Below are 19,202 nucleotides of genomic sequence, written 5' to 3'. Positions count from 1 at the left end.
TGGCGCCGGCAGGGGACAAAGCCGCGTCAGGCCGGACCAAAACTGTTTTCGTAAAACCGCAGCCAGTTGCCGCCCAGAATGCCATCGGTGTCCTCGCGCGAAAATCCGACCTCGCGCAGACCGTCGCGGATATTGTCCCAATCGCGGTTGTCCTGAAACCAGTCGGGCATCGGGGGAAAACCGGGGTTGCTGGCCGAGCCTTCGCCAAAGTCGATGTCCTTGGTCCAGCGCCCCACGCGCATCCATTCCACCACGCTGTCGGGCTGATCCTGACACAGGTCGCTGCCCATCCCGAGGTTCTCGGCGCCATAACGGTCCGCCGCCTCGGCGATCATCTCGCAGAAATCGGTCAGGCGGCAGTTGGTGCCACCCGCAAGGTGGTGCGGATACAGCGAAAACCCCAGCATCCCGCCGGAATTGGTCAGCGCCTTCAAAACCTCGTCCGATTTGTTGCGCAGGGCCGGGTGCCACCAGTCGGGGTTGGCATGGGTGATGGCGATGGGGCGGGTCGAATGGTCGATCGCCTCAAGGGTCGAGCGTTCTGCGCTGTGGCTCATGTCGATGACCAACCCGACGCGGTTCATCTCGGTCACCACGGCGCGGCCCATACGGGTCAGCCCGGTGTCCTCCTCCTCGTAACAGCCCGTCGCCAGCAGCGACTGGTTGTTGTAGGTCAGCTGCATGAAACGCACGCCCAGCTGGTGCACGATCTCGATCAACCCGATATCGTCTTCGATGGGGCTGGGGTTCTGGAACCCGAAAAACACCGCCGTGCGCCCGCTTTCCTGCGCCTCGCGCACATGGCGCGCCTCGGTCCCGCGCATCAGCATGTCGGGATACCGCTCGAACCAGCGGTTCCACTGCTCAAGGTTCAGGATCATCTCGCGCAGCGTTTCGTGATAGGCGATGGTCACGTGGATCGCGTCCACCCCGCCGGCACGCAGCTGGCGGAACACCTTTTCGGAAAAGTTGGCGTATTGCAGGTTGTCGATCAGGGGCGCTTTCATGGCCGCGACGCTAGCAAGGCGATCGGGCCCTGCCAATCCCCCGTGTGACAAGGGAAGATGCCCGTACCCGCAACATTTCCCTTGATTTCTGGCGCAATAGCGCGCATCAGGCGGCCATGACCAAAGCGACCCAAACCCGACGAGCCTGAGCTTATCCCCGCGTGCCAAATCGGCGCGCCCCGGTCCTTTTCGTCCTGCCACCCCTTTCAAAACTTGACTTGCCCACGGCGGCTTGCCACCAATCGGGCTTCCCAACTGAGGATAGCGATATGATCTCCCCCGTCCTGCCGACCTATGCGCGCGCGCCCTTGCACTTTGTCAAAGGCGAAGGCACCTGGCTGATCGATGAGACCGGGCGACGTTTCCTCGACCTCGGCAGCGGCATCGCGGTGAACGCGCTGGGCCATGCCAACCCCGAACTTGTGGCCGCCCTGACCGAACAGGCCAACAAGATCTGGCACCTGTCCAACCTCTACGAGATCCCGCAACAAGAGGCGCTGGCCCAAAAGCTGGTCGATGTCACCTTTGCCGATACGGTGTTCTTCACCAACTCGGGCACCGAGGCCTGCGAACTGGCGGTCAAGATGGCGCGCAAGTACTGGTACGACAAGGGCCAACCGGACCGGGTCGAGATCCTGACCTTCTCGGGCTGCTTTCACGGGCGTTCCTCGGCGGCGATCGCGGCCTCGGGGGCGGAAAAGATGGTCAAGGGCTTTGGCCCCATGCTGCCCGGCTTCGTGCACCTGCCCTGGGGTGATCACGACGCGCTGCACGCGGCGATCGGCGACAACACCGCCGCCATCCTGATCGAACCCGTCCAGGGCGAAGGCGGCATCCGCCCGCTGCCCGATCAATGCCTGCAAGGGCTGCGCAAGCTCTGCGATGAAAAGGGCATCCTGCTGATCCTCGACGAAGTGCAATGCGGCGTCGGGCGCACCGGGCGCCTGTTCGCCCATGAATGGGCGGGCGTGACCCCCGACATCATGATGGTCGCCAAGGGCATCGGCGGCGGGTTCCCCCTCGGCGCGGTCCTTGCCACCGAAGAGGCCGCCAGCGGCATGGTCGTCGGCACCCACGGCTCAACCTATGGCGGCAACCCGCTGGGCTGCGCCGTCGGCAAGGCGGTGATCGACCGCATCTCCGACCCCGACTTCCTTGATGGCGTGCGGGCCCGTGCGGGCCTGCTGCGCCAGAAACTCGAAGGCCTCGTCGCTGCCCACCCGGACATCTTCGAAGGCGTGCGCGGCATGGGCCTGATGCTGGGCCTGCGCTGCAAGGTGGCCCCCGCCGACCTGGTCAAGGCAGGCTACGCCGCCGCGGTCATCACCGTCCCGGCCGCCGACAACATCGTGCGCCTCTTGCCGCCCCTCAACATCACAGAAGACGAAATCGCCGAGGCGATCAACCGCCTCGATCAGGCCGCCACCTCCCTCGAAACCGCCTGATCTTCCAATTGCCACAAATATCCCGGGGGGTCCGGGGGGCTGGCCCCCCGGTCCTTCGGCCGAAACAAAGTCCACCCACATGCAGCATTTTCTAGATATTCATAAGACTCAGGAATCCGCCCTGCGCGGCATCATCGACAACGCCAAGGCGATGAAGAACGCCCGCATGGGCCGCCCCAAGGCCATGCCCGACGACGAACGCCCGCTCGACGGGCGCATGGTCGCGCTGATCTTCGAAAAACCCTCGACCCGCACGCGCGTGTCTTTCGACGTGGGCGTGCGCCAGATGGGCGGCCAGACCATGGTGCTGTCGGGCAATGACATGCAACTTGGCCACGGCGAAACCATCGCCGATACCGCCCGCGTGCTGTCGCGCTATGTCGACATGATCATGATCCGCACCTTCGACGAATCCGTGCTCGAGGAAATGGCCGAATACGCCTCGGTCCCGGTGATCAACGGGCTGACCGATCGCACCCATCCCTGCCAGATCATGGCCGACGTCCTGACCTACGAAGAACACCGCGGCCCGATCAAGGGCAAGAAAGTCGTCTGGTGCGGCGATGGCAACAACGTCTGCGCCAGCTTCCTGCACGCCGCGGGGCAGTTCGGCTTTGACCTCACCTTCACCGGCCCCGTGCAGCTTGACCCGGAAATGGAATTCGTCGGCTTTGCCCGCAACAAGGGCAGCACCATCACCATCGAACGCGACGCCATGAAGGCGGTCGAAGGCGCCGACCTGATCGTCGCGGACACCTGGGTGTCGATGCACGATGCCCAATCCGCCCGCGAACGCCGCCACAACATGCTGCGCCCCTACCAGGTGAACCAGCGCCTGATGGAGGCCGCCAAACCCGACGTCCTGTTCATGCACTGCCTGCCCGCCCACCGAGAAGAGGAAGTCACCTCCGAGGTCATGGATGGACCCAACTCGGTCATCTGGGACGAGGCTGAAAACCGCCTGCACGCGCAAAAGGCGATCATGCGCTGGTGCCTCGGCCTTTGACGCCTAGAACACCACCCGCGCGAACCAGGCGATCGTGGTGATCCAGACCGTCGGGACAAGGATCATCACGGCGCCCCAGACCAAAGGCTGCGCCGGATGGCTGCGCGGCACCCGCTGCGCCAGGTGCGGGCGCTGTTGATAGGGGGCCAGGGCAAAACGCTGACCGCGCGCCCCTTGGTGCATCGATTCCATCGCGTGTCGGCTCTGCATTCTCGGCCCTCCTGGCGCCCCGGTTTCCAATGCCGAAGAGTGTGGCGCAGGGACCTTAACAATCCCTTATGACTTCAAGGTCCGGGGCGCTTTGCCCTCGGGGCCCCGCAGTCCAGCCGCGCCTTGCAATGGCCATCCCAAACGCCCCTCGCTGGCGCTGATCCGCGCTTCTTTGTGCCCAAAATATCCCGGGGAGTCGCGCAGCGACGGGGCAGAGCCCCTATGTCCCGCGCGGCTTGGCGCGCAGCGTCGGGTCGGCCTCGCGCGGATCGTCAGGCCAGGGATGGCGCGGATAGCGTGCGCGCATGTCCTTGCGCACATCCTCGTATGATCCGTCCCAGAACCCGGGCAGATCCATGGTGGTCTGCACAGGCCGCTGCGCCGGGGACAGCAGAGTGACCTTCAGGGGGGTCCTGCCGACCATCGGGTGGGTGCGTTGGCCGAACATCTCTTGCAGGCGCAGGGAAATCTCGGGGTGCTCGCCGGAATAATCGATCGGTATCTGCCGTCCCAGCGGTGTGGTGAAACCCGCCGGAACCGCCTTGTCCAGCGCCTGCATCTGCCCCCAGTCCAGCCTGGCCCGCAAGGCCGGCAACAAGTCAAAGCGCTTCCAGTCCGGACCCGTCCTAACGCCGTCAAGATGCGGCAGCAGCCAGTCTTCGAGACTGTCCATCAAGGCAGGCTCGGCCATGTCCGGCAGGTCCAGCCCTGCGGCGCGCCCGATGGCCACACGGGCCACGAAACGGCGCGCGGCATCCGGCAGCGCCAACCCCAGATCGCGCACCCCGTCCAGCATGGCGCGGGCCACCGCCTCGGATGGGGCGTCCTTCCAGATGCGGTCATCCAGGGCGATCGCCCCCAGCCGTTCCTGCTGGCGGGCCAGAACGCGGCGGTCGCGTTTCGACCAGGCGCAGCTGTCGACCCATTTGATCTGGTCGGCAAACAGCCCGCGCAACTCGTTTTCGCTGATCTGGATGGCCTGACGGATGCGTGCTTCGCGCGGGTTGCCATCGGTGTCGGTGACGACGATCAGCCGGGCTCCGGCAAGGCTGTCGCCCTCGGCCAGGATGGCGCCCTTGCCGCCGGACAACTGGAAACGCGGTGCATCGCCCTTGCGGCGCAGACCGATGCGGTCGGGATAGGCCAGCGCCGCCATTTCCGCCGCGCTGAAACCGGAGGCACCGGATCTTACCGCCTTTTCAAGGCGTTTCGCCTCGGACTTGATGCGCTCCAGCGCCGGGCGGTTGACGCCAAAAGGCCGGCGTTCGGCAAAGCGCCGCAGATCGCTCAGCGCCTCGAGGCGTAGGGTCAGATCTGTGGGTGCTCCTGTGAGTGGATCGCGATCAGACAAGAGAGCAGCCAGTTTCGCGGCCTCTGGCCCGGCAATTTGCAGCATATGTCCAAGCCGGGGGTGCAGCGGCAGGCGCGCCAGCGCGCGGCCATGGGCGGTGATCCGCGCGCTGTCGTCCAGCGCCCCCAGCATCTGCAAAAGTGCGCGCGCCTCGGCAAAGCCGCCCTCGTTGGGTTGGGTCAGCAGCGGGAGTTGCCCGGGCTCGGCCCCCCAAAGCGCCAGTTCAAGCGCCAGGGACGACAGGTCGGCCGCTTCGATTTCCGCAGGGGGAAAAGGGCTTAGCGCGCCTTCTTCACCCTTGGTCCAAAGCTTGTAGGCGACCCCGGGCGCGACGCGGCCGGCACGGCCGGCGCGCTGGGTCGCCTCGGCGCGGGTGACGCGTTCGGTCACCAGGCGCGACATGCCCGATCCGGGATCGAACCGCGCCCGGCGCGATTTGCCGCCGTCGACGACGACGCGGATATCCTCGATCGTCAGAGAGGTTTCGGCGATCGAGGTTGCCAGCACCACCTTGCGGCCCCGGGTTTCGGGGCGGATCGCGGCGCGCTGCGCCTCGAAGGGCATGGCGCCGAATAGCGGGCGCAGCGCGGCGTCGTCCGGCAGCCGGCCCTTGAGCGCGGCCTCGACCCGGCGGATTTCGCCTTCGCCGGGCAGAAAGGCAAGAAGGCCGCCATGTGTCTCGGAATAGGCTTGGGCGATCAGGTCGGCCATGGCCTGGTCGAACCGCTGCTGTTTGGCCAGAGGCCGGTCGAGCCAGCGGCTGTCCACCGCAAAGCTGCGTCCCTGCGAGGTGATGATCGGCGCCTGCATCAGGTCGGCGACGGGCTGGGCGTCCAGCGTGGCGGACATGGCCAGCAAGATCAGGTCGCCGCGCAGCGCGCCGGCGATTTCAAGGCAGAGCGCCAGCCCCAGGTCCGCATTCAGCGACCGTTCGTGGAATTCGTCGAAGATCACCGCACCGATGCCCGGCAGGTCCGGATCGGCCTGGATCATCCGTGTCAGGATGCCTTCGGTCACCACCTCGATGCGGGTTCGCGGGCCGATCTTCGCCTCGCCACGGATGCGGTAGCCGACGGTGTCGCCGGGGGCCTGGCCGAGCGTTTCGGCCATGCGCGCAGCGGCGGCGCGGGCGGCAAGGCGGCGTGGCTCCAGCATCAGGATGCGGCCCTGGGTCAGGTCCTGTTCGAGCAGGGCAAGGGGCACGCGCGTTGTCTTGCCTGCGCCGGGGGGCGCTTGCAGCACGGCGCGGCCGTGGCTGCGCAGGGCGGCGATCAGGTCGGGCAGGGCGTCTTCGATGGGCAGGGCGGTTTGGGTCATGGCGTCTTATCGGCAAATCCGGCGCTTTTGGCCAGTGCCGGAGCGAGGGGCGCTGCCCCTCGCGCTCCCCGGGATATTTGCGGCACAAAGAAGCGGGATGGTCTGGACTTTTGGGCAGGGGCGGGGGAAGAAACGGCATGGATATTCAAGAGCTTTCAGAGCGGATTTTGGCGGGTGAGCGGCGGGCGCTGGCGCGGGCGATCACCCTGGTGGAATCGCAGCGCGAGGATCATCGCGTGCAGGCGGCCGGTTTGCTGGAGCGGCTGCGGGGCCATGGGCGCGAGGCGTTGCGCATCGGGCTTTCCGGCACGCCGGGGGTGGGCAAATCGACCTTTATCGAGGCCTTTGGCTGCATGTTGACCGGGCTGGGGATGAAGGTGGCGGTTCTGGCGGTCGATCCCAGTTCGGCGCGTTCGGGCGGGTCGATCCTGGGCGACAAGACGCGGATGGAGCGCCTGGCGCGCGATCCGGGTGCCTTTATCCGGCCCTCTCCGTCGCAATCGCAACTGGGCGGCGTGGCGCGGCGCACCCGCGAGGCGATCGACCTGTGCGAGGCGGCCGGATTTGACGTGGTTCTGATCGAGACCGTGGGGGTCGGGCAATCCGAAACCATGGTGGCCGAGATGTCGGACCTGTTTCTTTTGCTGCTGGCGCCTGCGGGCGGGGATGAATTGCAGGGGGTCAAGCGCGGCATCATGGAGATGGCGGACATCTTGCTGGTCAACAAGGCGGATGGCGATCTGAAGACCACGGCGATGCGCACCTGCGCAGATTACGCGGGGGCGCTGCGCCTGCTGCGCAAGCGGCCGCAGGACCCCGAGGGTTTCCCCAAGGCGCTGACCGTGTCGGCGATCGAGGAGAACGGTCTGGAGAAGGCATGGGAGGAAATGCAGGCCCTGGCGCAATGGCGGCGCGCGCAGGGGCATTTCACCGCCCGGCGGGCCGCGCAGGCGCGGTATTGGTTCGAGGCGGAGGTGCGCGAGGCGCTGTTGGCGCGGTTGAAGCGTGAACCGGTCAAGGGCGCCATGACGGCGCTGGCGGGGCAGGTGGAAAACGGCGATCTGAGCGCCACGGCGGCGGCGGATCAGCTGATGCGCGAATACCTGATGGTCTGAGGCGCGGCCGCGGGCGTTTCCTGTGGGATAGGGCCTTGACGGGCGGGGCGCATCTGCCTAAAGACCACCAAACGAGATTCCGGGCGCCGTGGTGGCGCCCTTTCACATTGGCGAAAAGTACGATTCGCGTGCTGACGCCCTGAAGGATGAGGATAGACCCATGTCGCGTGTTTGCGAACTGACCGGTAAGGGCCCGATGGTTGGCAACAATGTCAGCCACGCCAACAACAGGACCCGGCGCCGTTTTCTGCCGAACCTGAACGATGTGACGCTGCAGTCGGAAACGCTGGGCCGTGGCATCAAGCTGCGCATTTCCGCGCATGCCTTGCGTTCGGTCGACCACCGCGGTGGTCTGGACAAGTTTCTTGCCAAAGCCAAGGATACCGAGCTGTCGGACCGCGCTTTGAAAGTGAAGAAAGAGATCACCAAGGCCCAGGCAACCGCCTGATTCTTGTGAATCTTCGGATTGGCAGCCTCGGACCGAAAGGTCCGGGGCTGTTTCCTTTTGTCGCTTTGTAACTTCTGAAAGCCTGCCTAGATTGGCGTCATGATCAACGCGTCCCGCAGATGGGTCGGGCTTGCCCTGGCCGTGCTGATGGCCCTCACTTCGGTGCAGGTGGCCGTGGCGCGTGGCGCGTCCCCGGCTGTGGGGACGATGGTGATCTGTCTGGGGCAGACGGTTGTGACGGTCGCGGTCGATTCGGATGGCCAGCCGACCAAGGGCACGACCCATCTTTGCCCGGACGTGGCCCTGTCGCTGTTCGTGGCGGAAGGGGGCGGCTTTGTCCCGGCCTCTCCGGTTCCGTCATGGGTGCGGCTGCCGCGCGATATCGCAGCCTTTCGCGGTGTGGGGCGCGATGCCCCCACGGCGCTGGCCCGTGGTCCACCCCTTCCGGTCTGACGCTTATCTATCACCTCAGACACGACAGGATGCCAGGCGGCGCGATGCGCCCGGGCACCACAATGGAAGGACATGAAATGACGTTCAAAATGATTCTCGCCGGCGCAGCAGCCCTGGCATTCGCCGCCCCCGCCTTTGCCGATATCATCATCACGGATGCCTATGCGCGCGCGGCCATGCCGGGTGCCAAGACCGGTGCCGCCTTCATGGTGATCGGCAACGATGGCGCCGAGGCCGACCGCCTGATCGACGCCCGTTCGGATATCGCCGCGCGGGTCGAGCTGCACACCCATATCGCCAACAGCGAAGGCGTGATGCAGATGGTGCATGTCGAAGAAGGCTTTGAGATCCCGGCAGAAGGCCAGCACCTGCTGGCGCGTGGCGGCGATCACGTGATGTTCATGGGATTGTCGCAGTCGCTGGTTCAGGGCGAAAGCGTCAAGGTCACGCTGGTCTTTGAAAAGGCTGGCGAAATCGAGGTCGAGATCCCCGTGGACCTTGAGCGCAAGCCGATGCACCAGGGCATGGGCCATGGCGAAGGTCAGGGCATGATGCACGGCACAAAGAACGACAGCTGACCCATGCTGCGCGGCGGGGATGCCCCTGCCGCGCGCGGACTATGCCCGGCGGCCCCGCTTGTTGCAGGACGCCGGGTTTTTCATGCCAGAAGGCTGGCAACCCAGTCCGGAACTGCCTGGCTGGCCGGGCCGATGCGGCGGCTGTCAAAGGCGCGGGACACATCGGTGATTTCCAGGTTGATCTCGATCGTGCTGGCCCCTGCGGCGCGGGCCTCTTGCACAAAGCCGGCCGCGGGATAGACCTGCCCTGAGGTGCCGATGGCGGCAAACAGGCTGCAGTCGGCAAGGTGGTCGGCGATCTGGTCCATGTGATAAGGGATTTCCCCGAACCAGACAACATCGGGCCTGGCGGCCGGGCTGTGGCAGGCCGGGCAGGGGGTTTGCGGGGTCATCTGCGGCGGGGCCTGCCAGGTGGCGTCGCAGGCGGCGCAGCGGGCGCGCGACAGCTCTCCGTGCATGTGGAGCGCCTGAGCGCCCGCCTTTTCGTGCAGCCCGTCGACGTTCTGCGTGACGATGACCACCTCGTCTGGCCAGTGTTCTTGCAACTGCGCAAGCGCGAGATGGGCGGGGTTGAGGCTGGCGTCGGCGGCCTGCACGCGGCGCGCGTTGTAGAAATCATGGACCAGCTGCGGGTTGCGGGCAAAGCCCTGCGGGGTCGCGACGTCCTCGATCCGGTGCCGGGCCCATAGCCCGTCTTCGTCGCGAAAGGTGCCCAGCCCGCTTTCCGCGGACAGGCCCGCGCCTGTCAGAATCACGATCTTGCCTGCCATTTGGTTCCCCTTGCCCTGACCGCGCCCCGCGGCTAGGTCGGGGCATGACCAAAGCTATCCTATTCGTCTGTCTGGGCAATATCTGCCGTTCACCCAGCGCCGAGGGCGTCGTGCGCCAGATGGCGCAGGCGCAAGGGCTGGACCTGCGACTGGACAGCGCCGGAACGGGTGACTGGCACGCCGGAGAGCCGCCCTATGCACCGATGCAGCGCGCCGCGGCGGCGCGCGGTTTCGATCTGTCGCAGCAGCGCGCCCGGATGGTCACCCCGGACGATTTCGACCGATTCGACCTGATCCTGGCGATGGACCCGGACAACCTGCGCCACCTGCAGCAGATGCGCCCGGCGCAGGGCGGGGCGCAGTTGCGGTTGTTCACCGACTATGCCCCGCACAAGGGTACGGATGTGGTGCCCGATCCCTATTACACGCGCGATTTCGACGGCACTTTGGACCTGATCGAAACCTGCGCCAAGGGGTTGCTTGCTCAGCTGTAGATCTGCTTGGCCACGTACCAAGCCACCGGGATCGAGACGACGAAACCGGCAGCGGCGGCCCAGAGAATCGGGAAAAGCGTGCCGTAGCCCGCGACCAGAACCGCGATGATGGCGCTGCCCGCAAGGGTGGTCGAGATCAAGGAATACAGGATTCCAGCCAGACGAAACATGATCAACTCCTGTCAACGAGACGTGTCTTACATATAGTAAAATTGCGATGTGATGTCCTTGATCTGCATCACGTCCCGACCGAAAAGCCAGCCATGGTGCTTTTCCATGCTTGATCGGATCGCCGCGTTCTTGGTAAATCCAGAGTATTGCTTTCGACTGGATACTACATGAAACGCCTTTTCCTTTTGCCAGCACTTTTGCTGGCCTTGCCCGCCTGTGATCCTGCCAGCCTCGCAGGCAAGATGCACCGCTCGAAACCCCCTGTGACCAGCTGCGACAGCTATTCCGGGCCGGGGTGCAAATTCGACAAATCCCCGCTGCGCGTTCTGCCCGAACCGGTGGTTCTGCCAAAGCGGGCCTATACCTTCTTTCCCACCGCCGAGCGGCTGCAGTTCGTCGATGCCGCTGGCAAGACCTGGGTCGCGCCGGACCGGACCCTGACGGACGGGGCGTCGATCCCCAAGATTTTCGTGTCGATCGTCGGCGATCCGACCAGCCCCGAATTCATCAACGCCGCCGCGGTGCACGATGCCTATTGCGGGATCGGGAACGAAACCGGGTCGATGTATCACCAGGCGCGCTGGGAAGACGTGCACAAGATGTTCTATGACGGGCTGGTGGTGGGCGGGGCCGAACCCTTGACCGCCAAGCTGATGTTCGCGGCGGTCTGGATGGGCGGGCCGCGCTGGGACACTGCGCGTACCCTGGCCCATGTTCCGGTTGCCGAACGGCAGCAGGGCATGCGCCGCGCCAAGGCTTTCATCCAGGCGCAGAACCCCACGCTGGACGAATTGCTGCAGTATCTGCAGCGCGAGGAAACCCGGCTGCTGAGCCAGTTCCCGCGCTTTCGCGCCAGCCCCGACGCGCCAGAGTCGTCGTCGCACGAAGAAATCCAGGAAGAAGAGCCCTACGATCCCTCGACCGGTCTTTGACCACACCTGCGCCCCGGGTGCTGGGGCGCAGGGCAGGGGCCCGCGATGCTGCGGGCCGCGGCCTGATCACGGCCGGATATAGGCGTAGCCCTGTTCCTGAAGGTCGATCAGACGCACAACCCCCGAAGGCGTGATCTGTGCTTCGTCCAGCAGCGCCACCTCGGTCCCGGCCTTTTCGGACATCTTGCGATGGGTGTTGCCGCAGGCCGCAAAGGTCAGGTTGTCCATCGCCAGGCTCATGGTGCTGATCCTGTCGGCCACGGGGCTTTTGCCCGCGATAAGCATGTTCAGCCCGGGGCCATAAGTGACCAACTCGACGATGACCTGATCGCCTTGCGCGCTGTAGTATTCGGACAGGTTCTGAACATTGTTCAGGGTCATGTTCATGACCTGCGGGTCGTTCTGGTTGACATGCAGCGCGACGTGATGCGTGACGCCCTCGGCGCTGGCCTGGCTGGCCACCAACAAGGCGGCGGTGCAAAGCAGGTGTTTCATCTGGTTTCCTCCCGTTTCGATCCCGGAAGCCTAGCAAAGATCGCCGGTATGGAAAGCCATTGATCCCGGGCAGGCGCACACAAGGAAACGGGCACCCACCATGGTGGATGCCCGGCCTTGTCGTGCGTGGCGCATGGCCCGGATGGGCCATGGCCGGAGACAGATCAGAAGATGAAGTCCGATGAGTCGAGGTTCGTGATCGAGATGTTCTCGAGCGTGATGGTGTTGCCCGAGAAGTCGTTGATGATCACATCCGCCCCGACCTGGTACATATGGCCGGTGGTGGACAGATCGGTAAAGTCGGTGATCGAAGCGACCCCCGACAGGTCGATCTTTTCGTTGACATCAAGGGCGGCAAAATCCTTGATCGTGTCGTTGCCAAAGTGGTCTTCGAACACGAAGGTATCGCTGCCTTGCTGGCCGTACAGCACGTCGTCGCCTTCGCCGCCGATCAGGCTGTCGTTGCCGGCCTGACCCCAAAGCACGTCATTGCCGTCCGAACCGTCCAGTTCGTTGGCCCCGGTGTTGCCGACAAGGACGTCGTTGAAGCTGCTGCCCAGCAGGGCCTCGGCTTCGCTGATGACGTCGCCCACGGCAGCACCCCAGTTCGCTCCGCCGTCAAGACGGGCGCCAACATTGCTGGTCGCGTCTTCGTAGCTGATCGTGTCGACGCCTGCGCCACCGACCATGGTATCTGCGCCAACACCGCCGATCAGAACGTCGTTGTCGTTCTGTCCGTACAGCTTGTCGTTGCCACGGCCGCCCAGCAGGGTGTCGTCACCGCTGTTGCCCCAAAGGGTATCCCAGCCGATGCCGCCATCAAGGACGTTGTCCCCAGTGCTGCCGACAAAGGTGTCGGCCCAGATGCCGCCCTTGAGGTTCTCGGTCTCCTGGATGGTATCGCCCAGGGCTGCGCCCCAGTTGACGCCGCCGTCAAGACGCGCGCCGGCGCCCTTGGTCGAGTCCTCGTAGGTGATGGTGTCATCGCCGTTGCCGCCGTTCATGACGTCGGCGCCAAGTCCGCCGGACAGAACGTCGTCATCGTCCATGCCCATCAGCGAATCGTCGCCTTCTCCGCCGACAAGGATGTCGTCCCCGGCAAGGCCGGACAGCGTGTCGTTGCCATCGGCACCGTACAGGATGTTGTCGTCGTCGTTGCCCGAAATCGTGTCGGCATAGTTGCTGCCCAGCACGTTTTCGATGCTGACAAAGACATCGCCAACGGCCGCACCGGTGTTCGGGGTGCCGTCAAGATAGACGCCAACGGCTGCCGGAGCATCCAGATAGGACGTGGTGTCCGATCCTTCGCCGCCATCAAGGCTGTCGGCACCCTGACCACCGGTCAGCGTATCGTCACCGTCCAGACCCATCAGGGTATCATTGCCGGCATCGCCCATGATCACGTTGTCCCACTGGTCGCCGACCAGGTGGTTGTCCTCGGTGTCACCGACCAGGGCGCCGTCCAGCGACCGGTCAAGCAGCAGGAAGTCATCATAGGTCAGCGGCTCGGTCACCCCGTTCAGCGTGACCAGCTCGACCCCGCCAACCGAGATCACGAGGTTGCCGCCGACGACCGCCTGGCTGACGACCTCGAGGAAGTTGAACTCGTTGATGTCAAAGTCGATGATGCCGATGGTGTCGACGCCGACCTCAAAGTCGGTGACGACGCTGGCCTGGATGTCGGTCCATTCATCCGACACACCGTAGGAAACAACGAACAGGTCCTCACCGGCGCCGCCCGCAAAGGTGTTGCCACCCTGACCGACCAGATAGTCGCTTTCGGCGGTGCCGTTGATGGCGACATTGGCGTCGTGAATGGTGATTTCCTCGTAGGACATCACCAGCTGCGTGTTGTACAGGGTCGCCGGCTTGATGTCGCCCTTGACGTAGAAGGCCACGTCAAGACCGTCGGTATAGTTCATGCCGTTGATCGAGGTGGTCCCGGACAGGTTGGTATAGCCCGCGCTGATCGACAGCGGCGAAATCGGGTTTTCCCAGTCCAGCAGGTTGATCACCGTGGTGGTGTCTTCGCCCACATCGTATTTGACCTGGTCCTTGGTCGGAGGGGGCGGCAGCGACGGGTCCTCGGGGATCACGACGCTGGGCAGGTCCTGACCGTATTTGTCAGGCTGCAGGCGCCAGCGCGGCCCGACGATGTATTCGCCGTTCTCGTCCAGATCGGCCTCAAAGGGTTCGCGGTCCATGGTGGTGTACCAGGCGGCGGTATAGCCCTCCAGCAGGTCTTCGGACAGCGCGCCCATGGCGGCCAGCGGCGAAGCGGCCGCAGCGGCGGCCAGTGCGGGGTCCTTCAGGACCGTGCCGGCCGGGTAGAAGGTGCCGTCACCAGCGTAGTAGTCATCGGTGGAGACCCATTTGCCGTCCGGCAGCACTTCGTAGGTGGGAAGCTGCCCGATGGCGGATTCGTTTTCATAATCCTCGGGGCGGATCTGGTCGTTGGGGTTGTTGGTGATCGTGTGGTTCACCACCAGTTCGGCCGCGGTGATCCGGTACAGCGGCGCCAGGTCCGGGGTTTCCGGATCGGCGGTTGTCCATTCATCGGGCAGGTCCAGCGTTGCCTCAAGCCGCACGTCGTTCGGGCGCTTGATCGCGTTGCCCCAGCGGTACAGCACCTTGCCGTCGTCCTTGACGGTGATCGAATAGTCGCTGCTGGCTGCGATGTTTTCGGTGATCGTGCTTTCGTTGGGCTGCAGCACGTCCTTCAGGTCGGCCACGCCGTCGCCGTTGCTGTCGCCTTCTAGGACGATCGCATCGGACAGCAGCATGCCGTCATACTGGCCGCCGATCACGTAAAGTTCGTCGTCCAGCGGGTATTTTGCCAGCGGATCGCCAGGATACATCTGGTCGGACAGGATGCTTTGCATGACCGAGTAGTGTTCGGTCGACGCCTTTTCAAAGCTGCCGCCGATGCCCATCAACCAGGTGCCAAGGGTCGCCGGGGTCTTGAAGGTGTCGGTCGGCGCGTCCGAGATGACAAGGCCGATATGCTCTCCGCCTTCGCCGTTCAGATCACCGGCAAACCCTTCGAGGTGTTCGGGGTTTTCGTAGAAATCCTTTTCGATCGCGCCTTCGAAGTCGGTCACGATGAAGCCAAAGTCGCTGTTGATCGGGTAAAGATCGACGCCTTCGGTGGTGATCTTCGGCGTCGCGCTGAAATCAATCAGGGTGTTGTCCCCCGGAGCAAGATCGCCCTGGGTCAGACCGTCAAACGTCCCGGTGATGTCATCCGTGCTGAAGGTGTGGGATGATGTCCAATCCGGAGTGGTGTTTAATACTGTATCGGCACACATATCGGCCCCCGTCCATTTATTTTGTTGCTGTCAAATGCTCTGCGGATGGCGCAAATCACCGCCGCGCGGGCATTGGCATTCGATTGCCTGAATGTATAGGACCACGGGAGCAGGGGCCGGACATTAACATAGATCAAGTGCCGTCCGTTGGTGCCTTTCCAGCGCGACGCGGCTGGCCCTTGGCCATGTGGTCGGACGTGTGCGTTGCGCAAAGATCTTCGCGCCGCGCATGGCGGCAATGGTGTATCGCGAATCCGGCGGGCTTTCACAGGGGCTGAGTTGATCTTTTGGTTGTTTTAGATGACGCAAAAACAACCAAGGGTATAGGTTTGTTGGCTGCCCAGGTCCTTCGCGCCTGTGGGCGATTGCAGATCGGCCGGGCACCTTCATCTGCCCAAAATTTCATCTTTTATCAGGAGGTTGTCGATTGGGCTTCTGGCGCCGTGCGTCCTGCGCCAGAACGTCCCGATCGGTCAAATTAACTTTCCGTTAGGTAATATCCGCTCTCGGGCGTAGTTTCGAAGGGTTTTTAAACGGTCGTATTAACCTTTTCGAAATATTTTACGGGGGGTGGATTGATGAAATTTCTTTTTGGTTTGTCTGGGTACGAAAGGCTGCTGGGCACCTTCATGGACACGGGCGGCAAGGGCGGAGGCCCGTCCACGGGATGGCACATCTTTGGCAACGGGTCCAAGGGCAGCAAACCCATCAACGGGACCAATGCCGATGACACGCTGACCGGTACGACCCTCGCGGACAAGATCAGCGGCAAGAACGGTGACGACACGATCTTTGGCCTTGCCGGGGACGACAACCTTGATGGCAACAACGGGGATGACGTGATCGAAGGCGGCGAAGGGGATGACGACATCACCGGCAACAACGGCTTTGACACGGCGGTCTATGGCGGCTCGATCCTTGATTTCTCGTTTTCCGCGCCTTCGGGCGGGGCCAACACGACGACCGTCACGGATCTGAACACCGCCGATGGCGACGAAGGCACCGACGTGCTGAAACACGTCGAGGCGATCCAGTTCAACGATTTCCTGTATCTGATCGGCCAGGACAATGCGCCCATGGTGATCGGCAATGGCGGCACGACGACCGAAGACAGCGCAGGCACCTTTGTGGTCACGGCCTATGAATTCGACGGCGATGCCTTGCTGCCCCCTGCGGTGACCTACGCGGGGCCGGGGACGGTTTCGCTGGTCTCGACCACGCCTCTCAGCCCGGCGATAGGGGTCGGGGCCACCTATACCTTTGAATTCGATCCGGACGGCCAGTTCGAAACCCTGGCCGACGGGCAAAGCGCGGTGCAGAGTGTCCAGGTCGAGGTGACCGATGCCAACGGAACCGCGAGTGTGATTGATGTCGACGTGACGGTGACCGGGGTCAATGACGCGCCCGTGGCCGTGGACGACACGGCCGAAACCGACGAGGACACAGGCCAGATCATTGACGTTCTGGGCAACGATTCGGATATCGACAACGGCGATACCTTTGGCGTCACCGATGCCAGCGCGCTGAATGGATCGGTCGTGATTCAGGGCGACGGGACGCTGCTGTATACGCCCGACCCGGACTTCAACGGCAGCGATACCATCACCTACGAGATCACCGACGGCGGCGGTTTGACGGATACGGCAACGGTTGCCGTCACGGTGAACCCGGTGAACGACGCGCCTGTGGCGGCCGATGATACTGCCGAAACCGACGAGGACACGGGCAAGATCATCGACGTTCTGGGCAATGACACGGATGTTGATATCGGCGACAGTTTGACGGTCACCGATGCCAGCGCGCTGAATGGATCGGTCGTGATTCAGGGCGACGGGACGCTGCTGTATACGCCCGACCCGGACTTCAACGGCAGCGATACCATCACCTACGAGATCACCGACGGCGGCGGTTTGACGGATACGGCAACGGTTGCCGTCACGGTGAACCCGGTGAACGACGCGCCTGTGGCGGCCGATGATACTGCCGAAACCGACGAGGACACGGGCAAGATCATCGACGTTCTGGGCAATGACACGGATGTTGATATCGGCGACAGTTTGACGGTCACCGATGCCAGCGCGCTGAATGGATCGGTCGTGATTCAGGGCGACGGGACGCTGCTGTATACGCCCGACCCGGACTTCAACGGCAGCGATACCATCACCTACGAGATCACCGACGGCGGCGGTTTGACGGATACGGCAACGGTTGCCGTCACGGTAAACCCGGTGAACGACGCGCCGCGGTCTCTGGAGATCCCGCTGACCATCAACGAGGCGGATGGCGTCCAGATCATCGACCTTGGCACTCAGGCCTTTGATCCTGACGGGGATGGGCTGTCGTTCGACGGCATTGCCCTGACGCGGGACAGCAAACCGATTCCCTTCCAGGTTGTCGGTGACGGGCTGATCCGCATTGATCCGGCGCGCATCCCGGGGTTGGGGCAGGGCGACAGCCTTGATATCACCTTTCGCTATATCGTCACCGATGACAGCGGTGCACCGAACGACAGCGCTGTCGGGTTTGTCCCGGTGACGATCAACGGCATCGACGATGCCCCGCCGCCGGCCAACTCGGCCCCGGTGGCGGCCCCCCTGGTCGTGGTGGCCGACGAAGAGAACGGGCCGGTTGCGATCAAGCTGTCGGAAATCGTCTCGGACCCCGATGTCGGGGACATCCTGACCATCACCAGCCTGACCTGGGACAGCGAAAGTGGCCCGATCCCGGTCAGCTTTTCTGGCGGGCTGACCGGCGGGGATGGTGGCGAACTTTCCTTTGATCCGGCGTTCTTCGGCCTTGAAGAGGGTGAGACCGCGGTCTTTTCCCTGACCTACGTGGTCGAGGATGCCGAAGGCCTGACCGCCAGCAACGTCATCACGCTGGAACTGGCGGGCGACACCCCAGGGGCAGGAAATACCCCGCCCGTGGCGACCAGTCTGCCAATCCAGCCGCCCTTTTCCACCGCTCCGCCCGCGCAGATCATCGTCGATGATCCTTTGGCGCCGACCTTTACCGTCAACCTGTTCGACCTGGTGTCGGACGCGGAAACACCGGACGGTGATCTGGTCATCACCATCGGCGGGCTGGAAATCGGCTTTGACGAAAGCACCGGAGATCCGATCCTGGCCGATGGCGCGCTCAGCTATGATGCGCTGAGCGGTGATCTGACCATCGACCTGACGGCCATCCCCGTCGCCGATGGCAGCAACCTTGTCGGCACGATCGACTATCAGGTCTCGGACGGCGAAGACGTCGCCAAGGGGCAACTGGTCTATGACTACGTCAACCCGGCAGATGGCCCGACCGAGTCCAAGACGGTGGTGCTGGACTTTGAAGAGTTCGCCTGGACCGATCCGGAATTCCAGGGCCCGGTTCCCGGCAGCATGGGCTTTACCTTTTCCGGCGTCGCCACGGCGGTGGAAACCGACGAGCTGGGCGGCGATGGGCGCACCCCGACAGGCATTCAGCTGGGGCAGACCACCGATGGCGGCGACAATGTCGTGATCGGCACCTATTCGACCATCACCACCGTGACCGAGGTGCTGGACGAAGAGGGCCAGCCGATCAAGGACGAGGCCGGAAACCCCGTGGTCGAAGTCGTCGAAACCCCGGACGACCCTTTTGGCATCCTGGCGCCGGGGCTGGCCTTTGGCATTGGCGGCGAGGGTCAGTTCCTGACCACGACGACGCCGGGTCAGACGTTTCCGGTGCCGGAAGACCTGGGAGAATCGTTCGATCTGAACGCGCTGTCGGTGAACCCGGCCTCGGGCGGTCAGGCGACGGTGACGATCACCCTTTACACCATCGGGGTCGTCGAACTGCCCAGCACGACCTTCGCGGGCTTTTCGGATTATTCCTACACCCTGGTCGAGGTCGATTCCTTCGAGTTCGTGATCGACAGCAGCACAGAGGCCACCCAGATCGACTTTGAGGCAAGCGATTTCGGCATCGGCGCGGTCGGGGCAAACACCACGCCCGAGGCCTTTGATGACATTCATGCGGTACAGATCACCACGGACAGCGGCGTTGCCGTCGTGATCGACGATGCCATCATGACGGTCTGATCCGGCGCCCTGCGCCCTGAACCCGCGCCCTGCAGGCC

At 63.8% G+C, this 19,202-nt stretch carries 16 protein-coding genes; 9 read left to right on the top strand and 7 right to left on the bottom strand.

Annotation, left to right across the window (positions count from 1 at the left end):
- Positions 1-26 precede the first annotated feature (26 nt).
- The gene (locus tag QF118_RS17460) at positions 27-1,007 is read right to left on the bottom strand and encodes a membrane dipeptidase (RefSeq protein WP_282300313.1); all 981 of its coding nucleotides are present in this window, start codon (positions 1,005-1,007) and stop codon (positions 27-29) included.
- 269 nt (positions 1,008-1,276) lie between these two features.
- On the opposite strand from QF118_RS17460, the gene QF118_RS17455 reads away from it, so the two are divergent.
- The gene (locus tag QF118_RS17455) at positions 1,277-2,452 is read left to right on the top strand and encodes an aspartate aminotransferase family protein (protein ID WP_282300312.1); all 1,176 of its coding nucleotides are present in this window, start codon (positions 1,277-1,279) and stop codon (positions 2,450-2,452) included.
- Between the two features lie 79 nt (positions 2,453-2,531).
- Positions 2,532-3,458 (top strand): ornithine carbamoyltransferase, encoded by a 927-nt coding sequence (gene argF / locus QF118_RS17450; RefSeq protein ID WP_282300311.1) that lies wholly within the window; start codon positions 2,532-2,534, stop codon positions 3,456-3,458.
- Between the two features lie 3 nt (positions 3,459-3,461).
- On the opposite strand, the gene QF118_RS17445 is transcribed toward argF, so the two are convergent.
- Both QF118_RS17445 and hrpB read right to left on the bottom strand, forming a co-directional pair.
- Positions 3,462-3,668 (bottom strand): hypothetical protein, encoded by a 207-nt coding sequence (locus QF118_RS17445; protein WP_282300310.1) that lies wholly within the window; start codon positions 3,666-3,668, stop codon positions 3,462-3,464.
- Between the two features lie 220 nt (positions 3,669-3,888).
- Positions 3,889-6,336, bottom strand: a complete 2,448-nt coding sequence (gene hrpB, locus QF118_RS17440) for an ATP-dependent helicase HrpB (protein WP_282300309.1) — start codon at positions 6,334-6,336, stop codon at positions 3,889-3,891.
- Positions 6,337-6,473: 137 nt separating this feature from the next.
- Between hrpB and meaB the strand changes: the two genes are divergently transcribed.
- From meaB to QF118_RS17420, 4 genes are all read left to right on the top strand, one after another.
- The gene (gene meaB / locus QF118_RS17435) at positions 6,474-7,451 is read left to right on the top strand and encodes a methylmalonyl Co-A mutase-associated GTPase MeaB (RefSeq protein ID WP_282300308.1); all 978 of its coding nucleotides are present in this window, start codon (positions 6,474-6,476) and stop codon (positions 7,449-7,451) included.
- 160 nt (positions 7,452-7,611) lie between these two features.
- Positions 7,612-7,899 (top strand): 50S ribosomal protein L28, encoded by a 288-nt coding sequence (rpmB, locus tag QF118_RS17430; RefSeq protein WP_282300307.1) that lies wholly within the window; start codon positions 7,612-7,614, stop codon positions 7,897-7,899.
- 99 nt (positions 7,900-7,998) lie between these two features.
- Positions 7,999-8,352, top strand: coding sequence for a hypothetical protein (locus QF118_RS17425; protein ID WP_282300306.1), 354 nt, complete (start codon positions 7,999-8,001; stop codon positions 8,350-8,352).
- 77 nt (positions 8,353-8,429) lie between these two features.
- Complete coding sequence (locus QF118_RS17420) at positions 8,430-8,930, top strand: copper chaperone PCu(A)C (protein ID WP_282300305.1); 501 nt, start codon at positions 8,430-8,432, stop codon at positions 8,928-8,930.
- Positions 8,931-9,010: 80 nt separating this feature from the next.
- Here QF118_RS17420 and QF118_RS17415 read toward each other — a convergent pair whose 3' ends face one another.
- Positions 9,011-9,700 carry an NAD-dependent deacylase gene (locus QF118_RS17415; RefSeq protein WP_282300304.1) on the bottom strand — a complete coding sequence of 230 codons (690 nt, stop codon included), beginning with the start codon at positions 9,698-9,700 and terminating at the stop codon, positions 9,011-9,013.
- 44 nt (positions 9,701-9,744) lie between these two features.
- Between QF118_RS17415 and QF118_RS17410 the strand changes: the two genes are divergently transcribed.
- Positions 9,745-10,194: a low molecular weight protein-tyrosine-phosphatase gene (locus QF118_RS17410; protein ID WP_282300303.1), complete on the top strand. Its 450-nt coding sequence runs from the start codon at positions 9,745-9,747 to the stop codon at positions 10,192-10,194.
- Here the strand turns inward: QF118_RS17410 and QF118_RS17405 are convergent.
- On the bottom strand, positions 10,185-10,364 hold the full coding sequence (locus QF118_RS17405) for a CTP synthetase (protein WP_282300302.1): 180 nt from the start codon (positions 10,362-10,364) through the stop codon (positions 10,185-10,187). The genes QF118_RS17410 and QF118_RS17405 overlap by 10 nt on opposite strands.
- A gap of 168 nt (positions 10,365-10,532) precedes the next feature.
- Here QF118_RS17405 and QF118_RS17400 point away from each other — a divergent pair, with 168 nt between their 5' ends.
- Positions 10,533-11,297, top strand: a complete 765-nt coding sequence (locus QF118_RS17400; protein ID WP_282300301.1) for a DUF1353 domain-containing protein — start codon at positions 10,533-10,535, stop codon at positions 11,295-11,297.
- Between the two features lie 66 nt (positions 11,298-11,363).
- On the opposite strand, the gene QF118_RS17395 is transcribed toward QF118_RS17400, so the two are convergent.
- Entirely contained in the window at positions 11,364-11,792 is a 429-nt protein-coding gene (locus QF118_RS17395) for a DsrE family protein (RefSeq protein WP_282300300.1), read from the bottom strand.
- A 164-nt stretch (positions 11,793-11,956) separates the two neighbouring features.
- Positions 11,957-15,100 (bottom strand): calcium-binding protein, encoded by a 3,144-nt coding sequence (locus tag QF118_RS17390; protein WP_282300299.1) that lies wholly within the window; start codon positions 15,098-15,100, stop codon positions 11,957-11,959.
- A 578-nt stretch (positions 15,101-15,678) separates the two neighbouring features.
- Between QF118_RS17390 and QF118_RS17385 the strand changes: the two genes are divergently transcribed.
- Positions 15,679-19,164: a cadherin-like domain-containing protein gene (locus QF118_RS17385; RefSeq protein WP_282300298.1), complete on the top strand. Its 3,486-nt coding sequence runs from the start codon at positions 15,679-15,681 to the stop codon at positions 19,162-19,164.
- Positions 19,165-19,202: the final 38 nt, after the last annotated feature.

This window comes from Tropicibacter oceani, from assembly GCF_029958925.1.
Classification (GTDB): domain Bacteria; phylum Pseudomonadota; class Alphaproteobacteria; order Rhodobacterales; family Rhodobacteraceae; genus Pacificoceanicola; species Pacificoceanicola oceani.
Note: the sequence above shows the minus strand (reverse complement) of the source record. Positions and strands in the feature narration are given on the sequence as shown.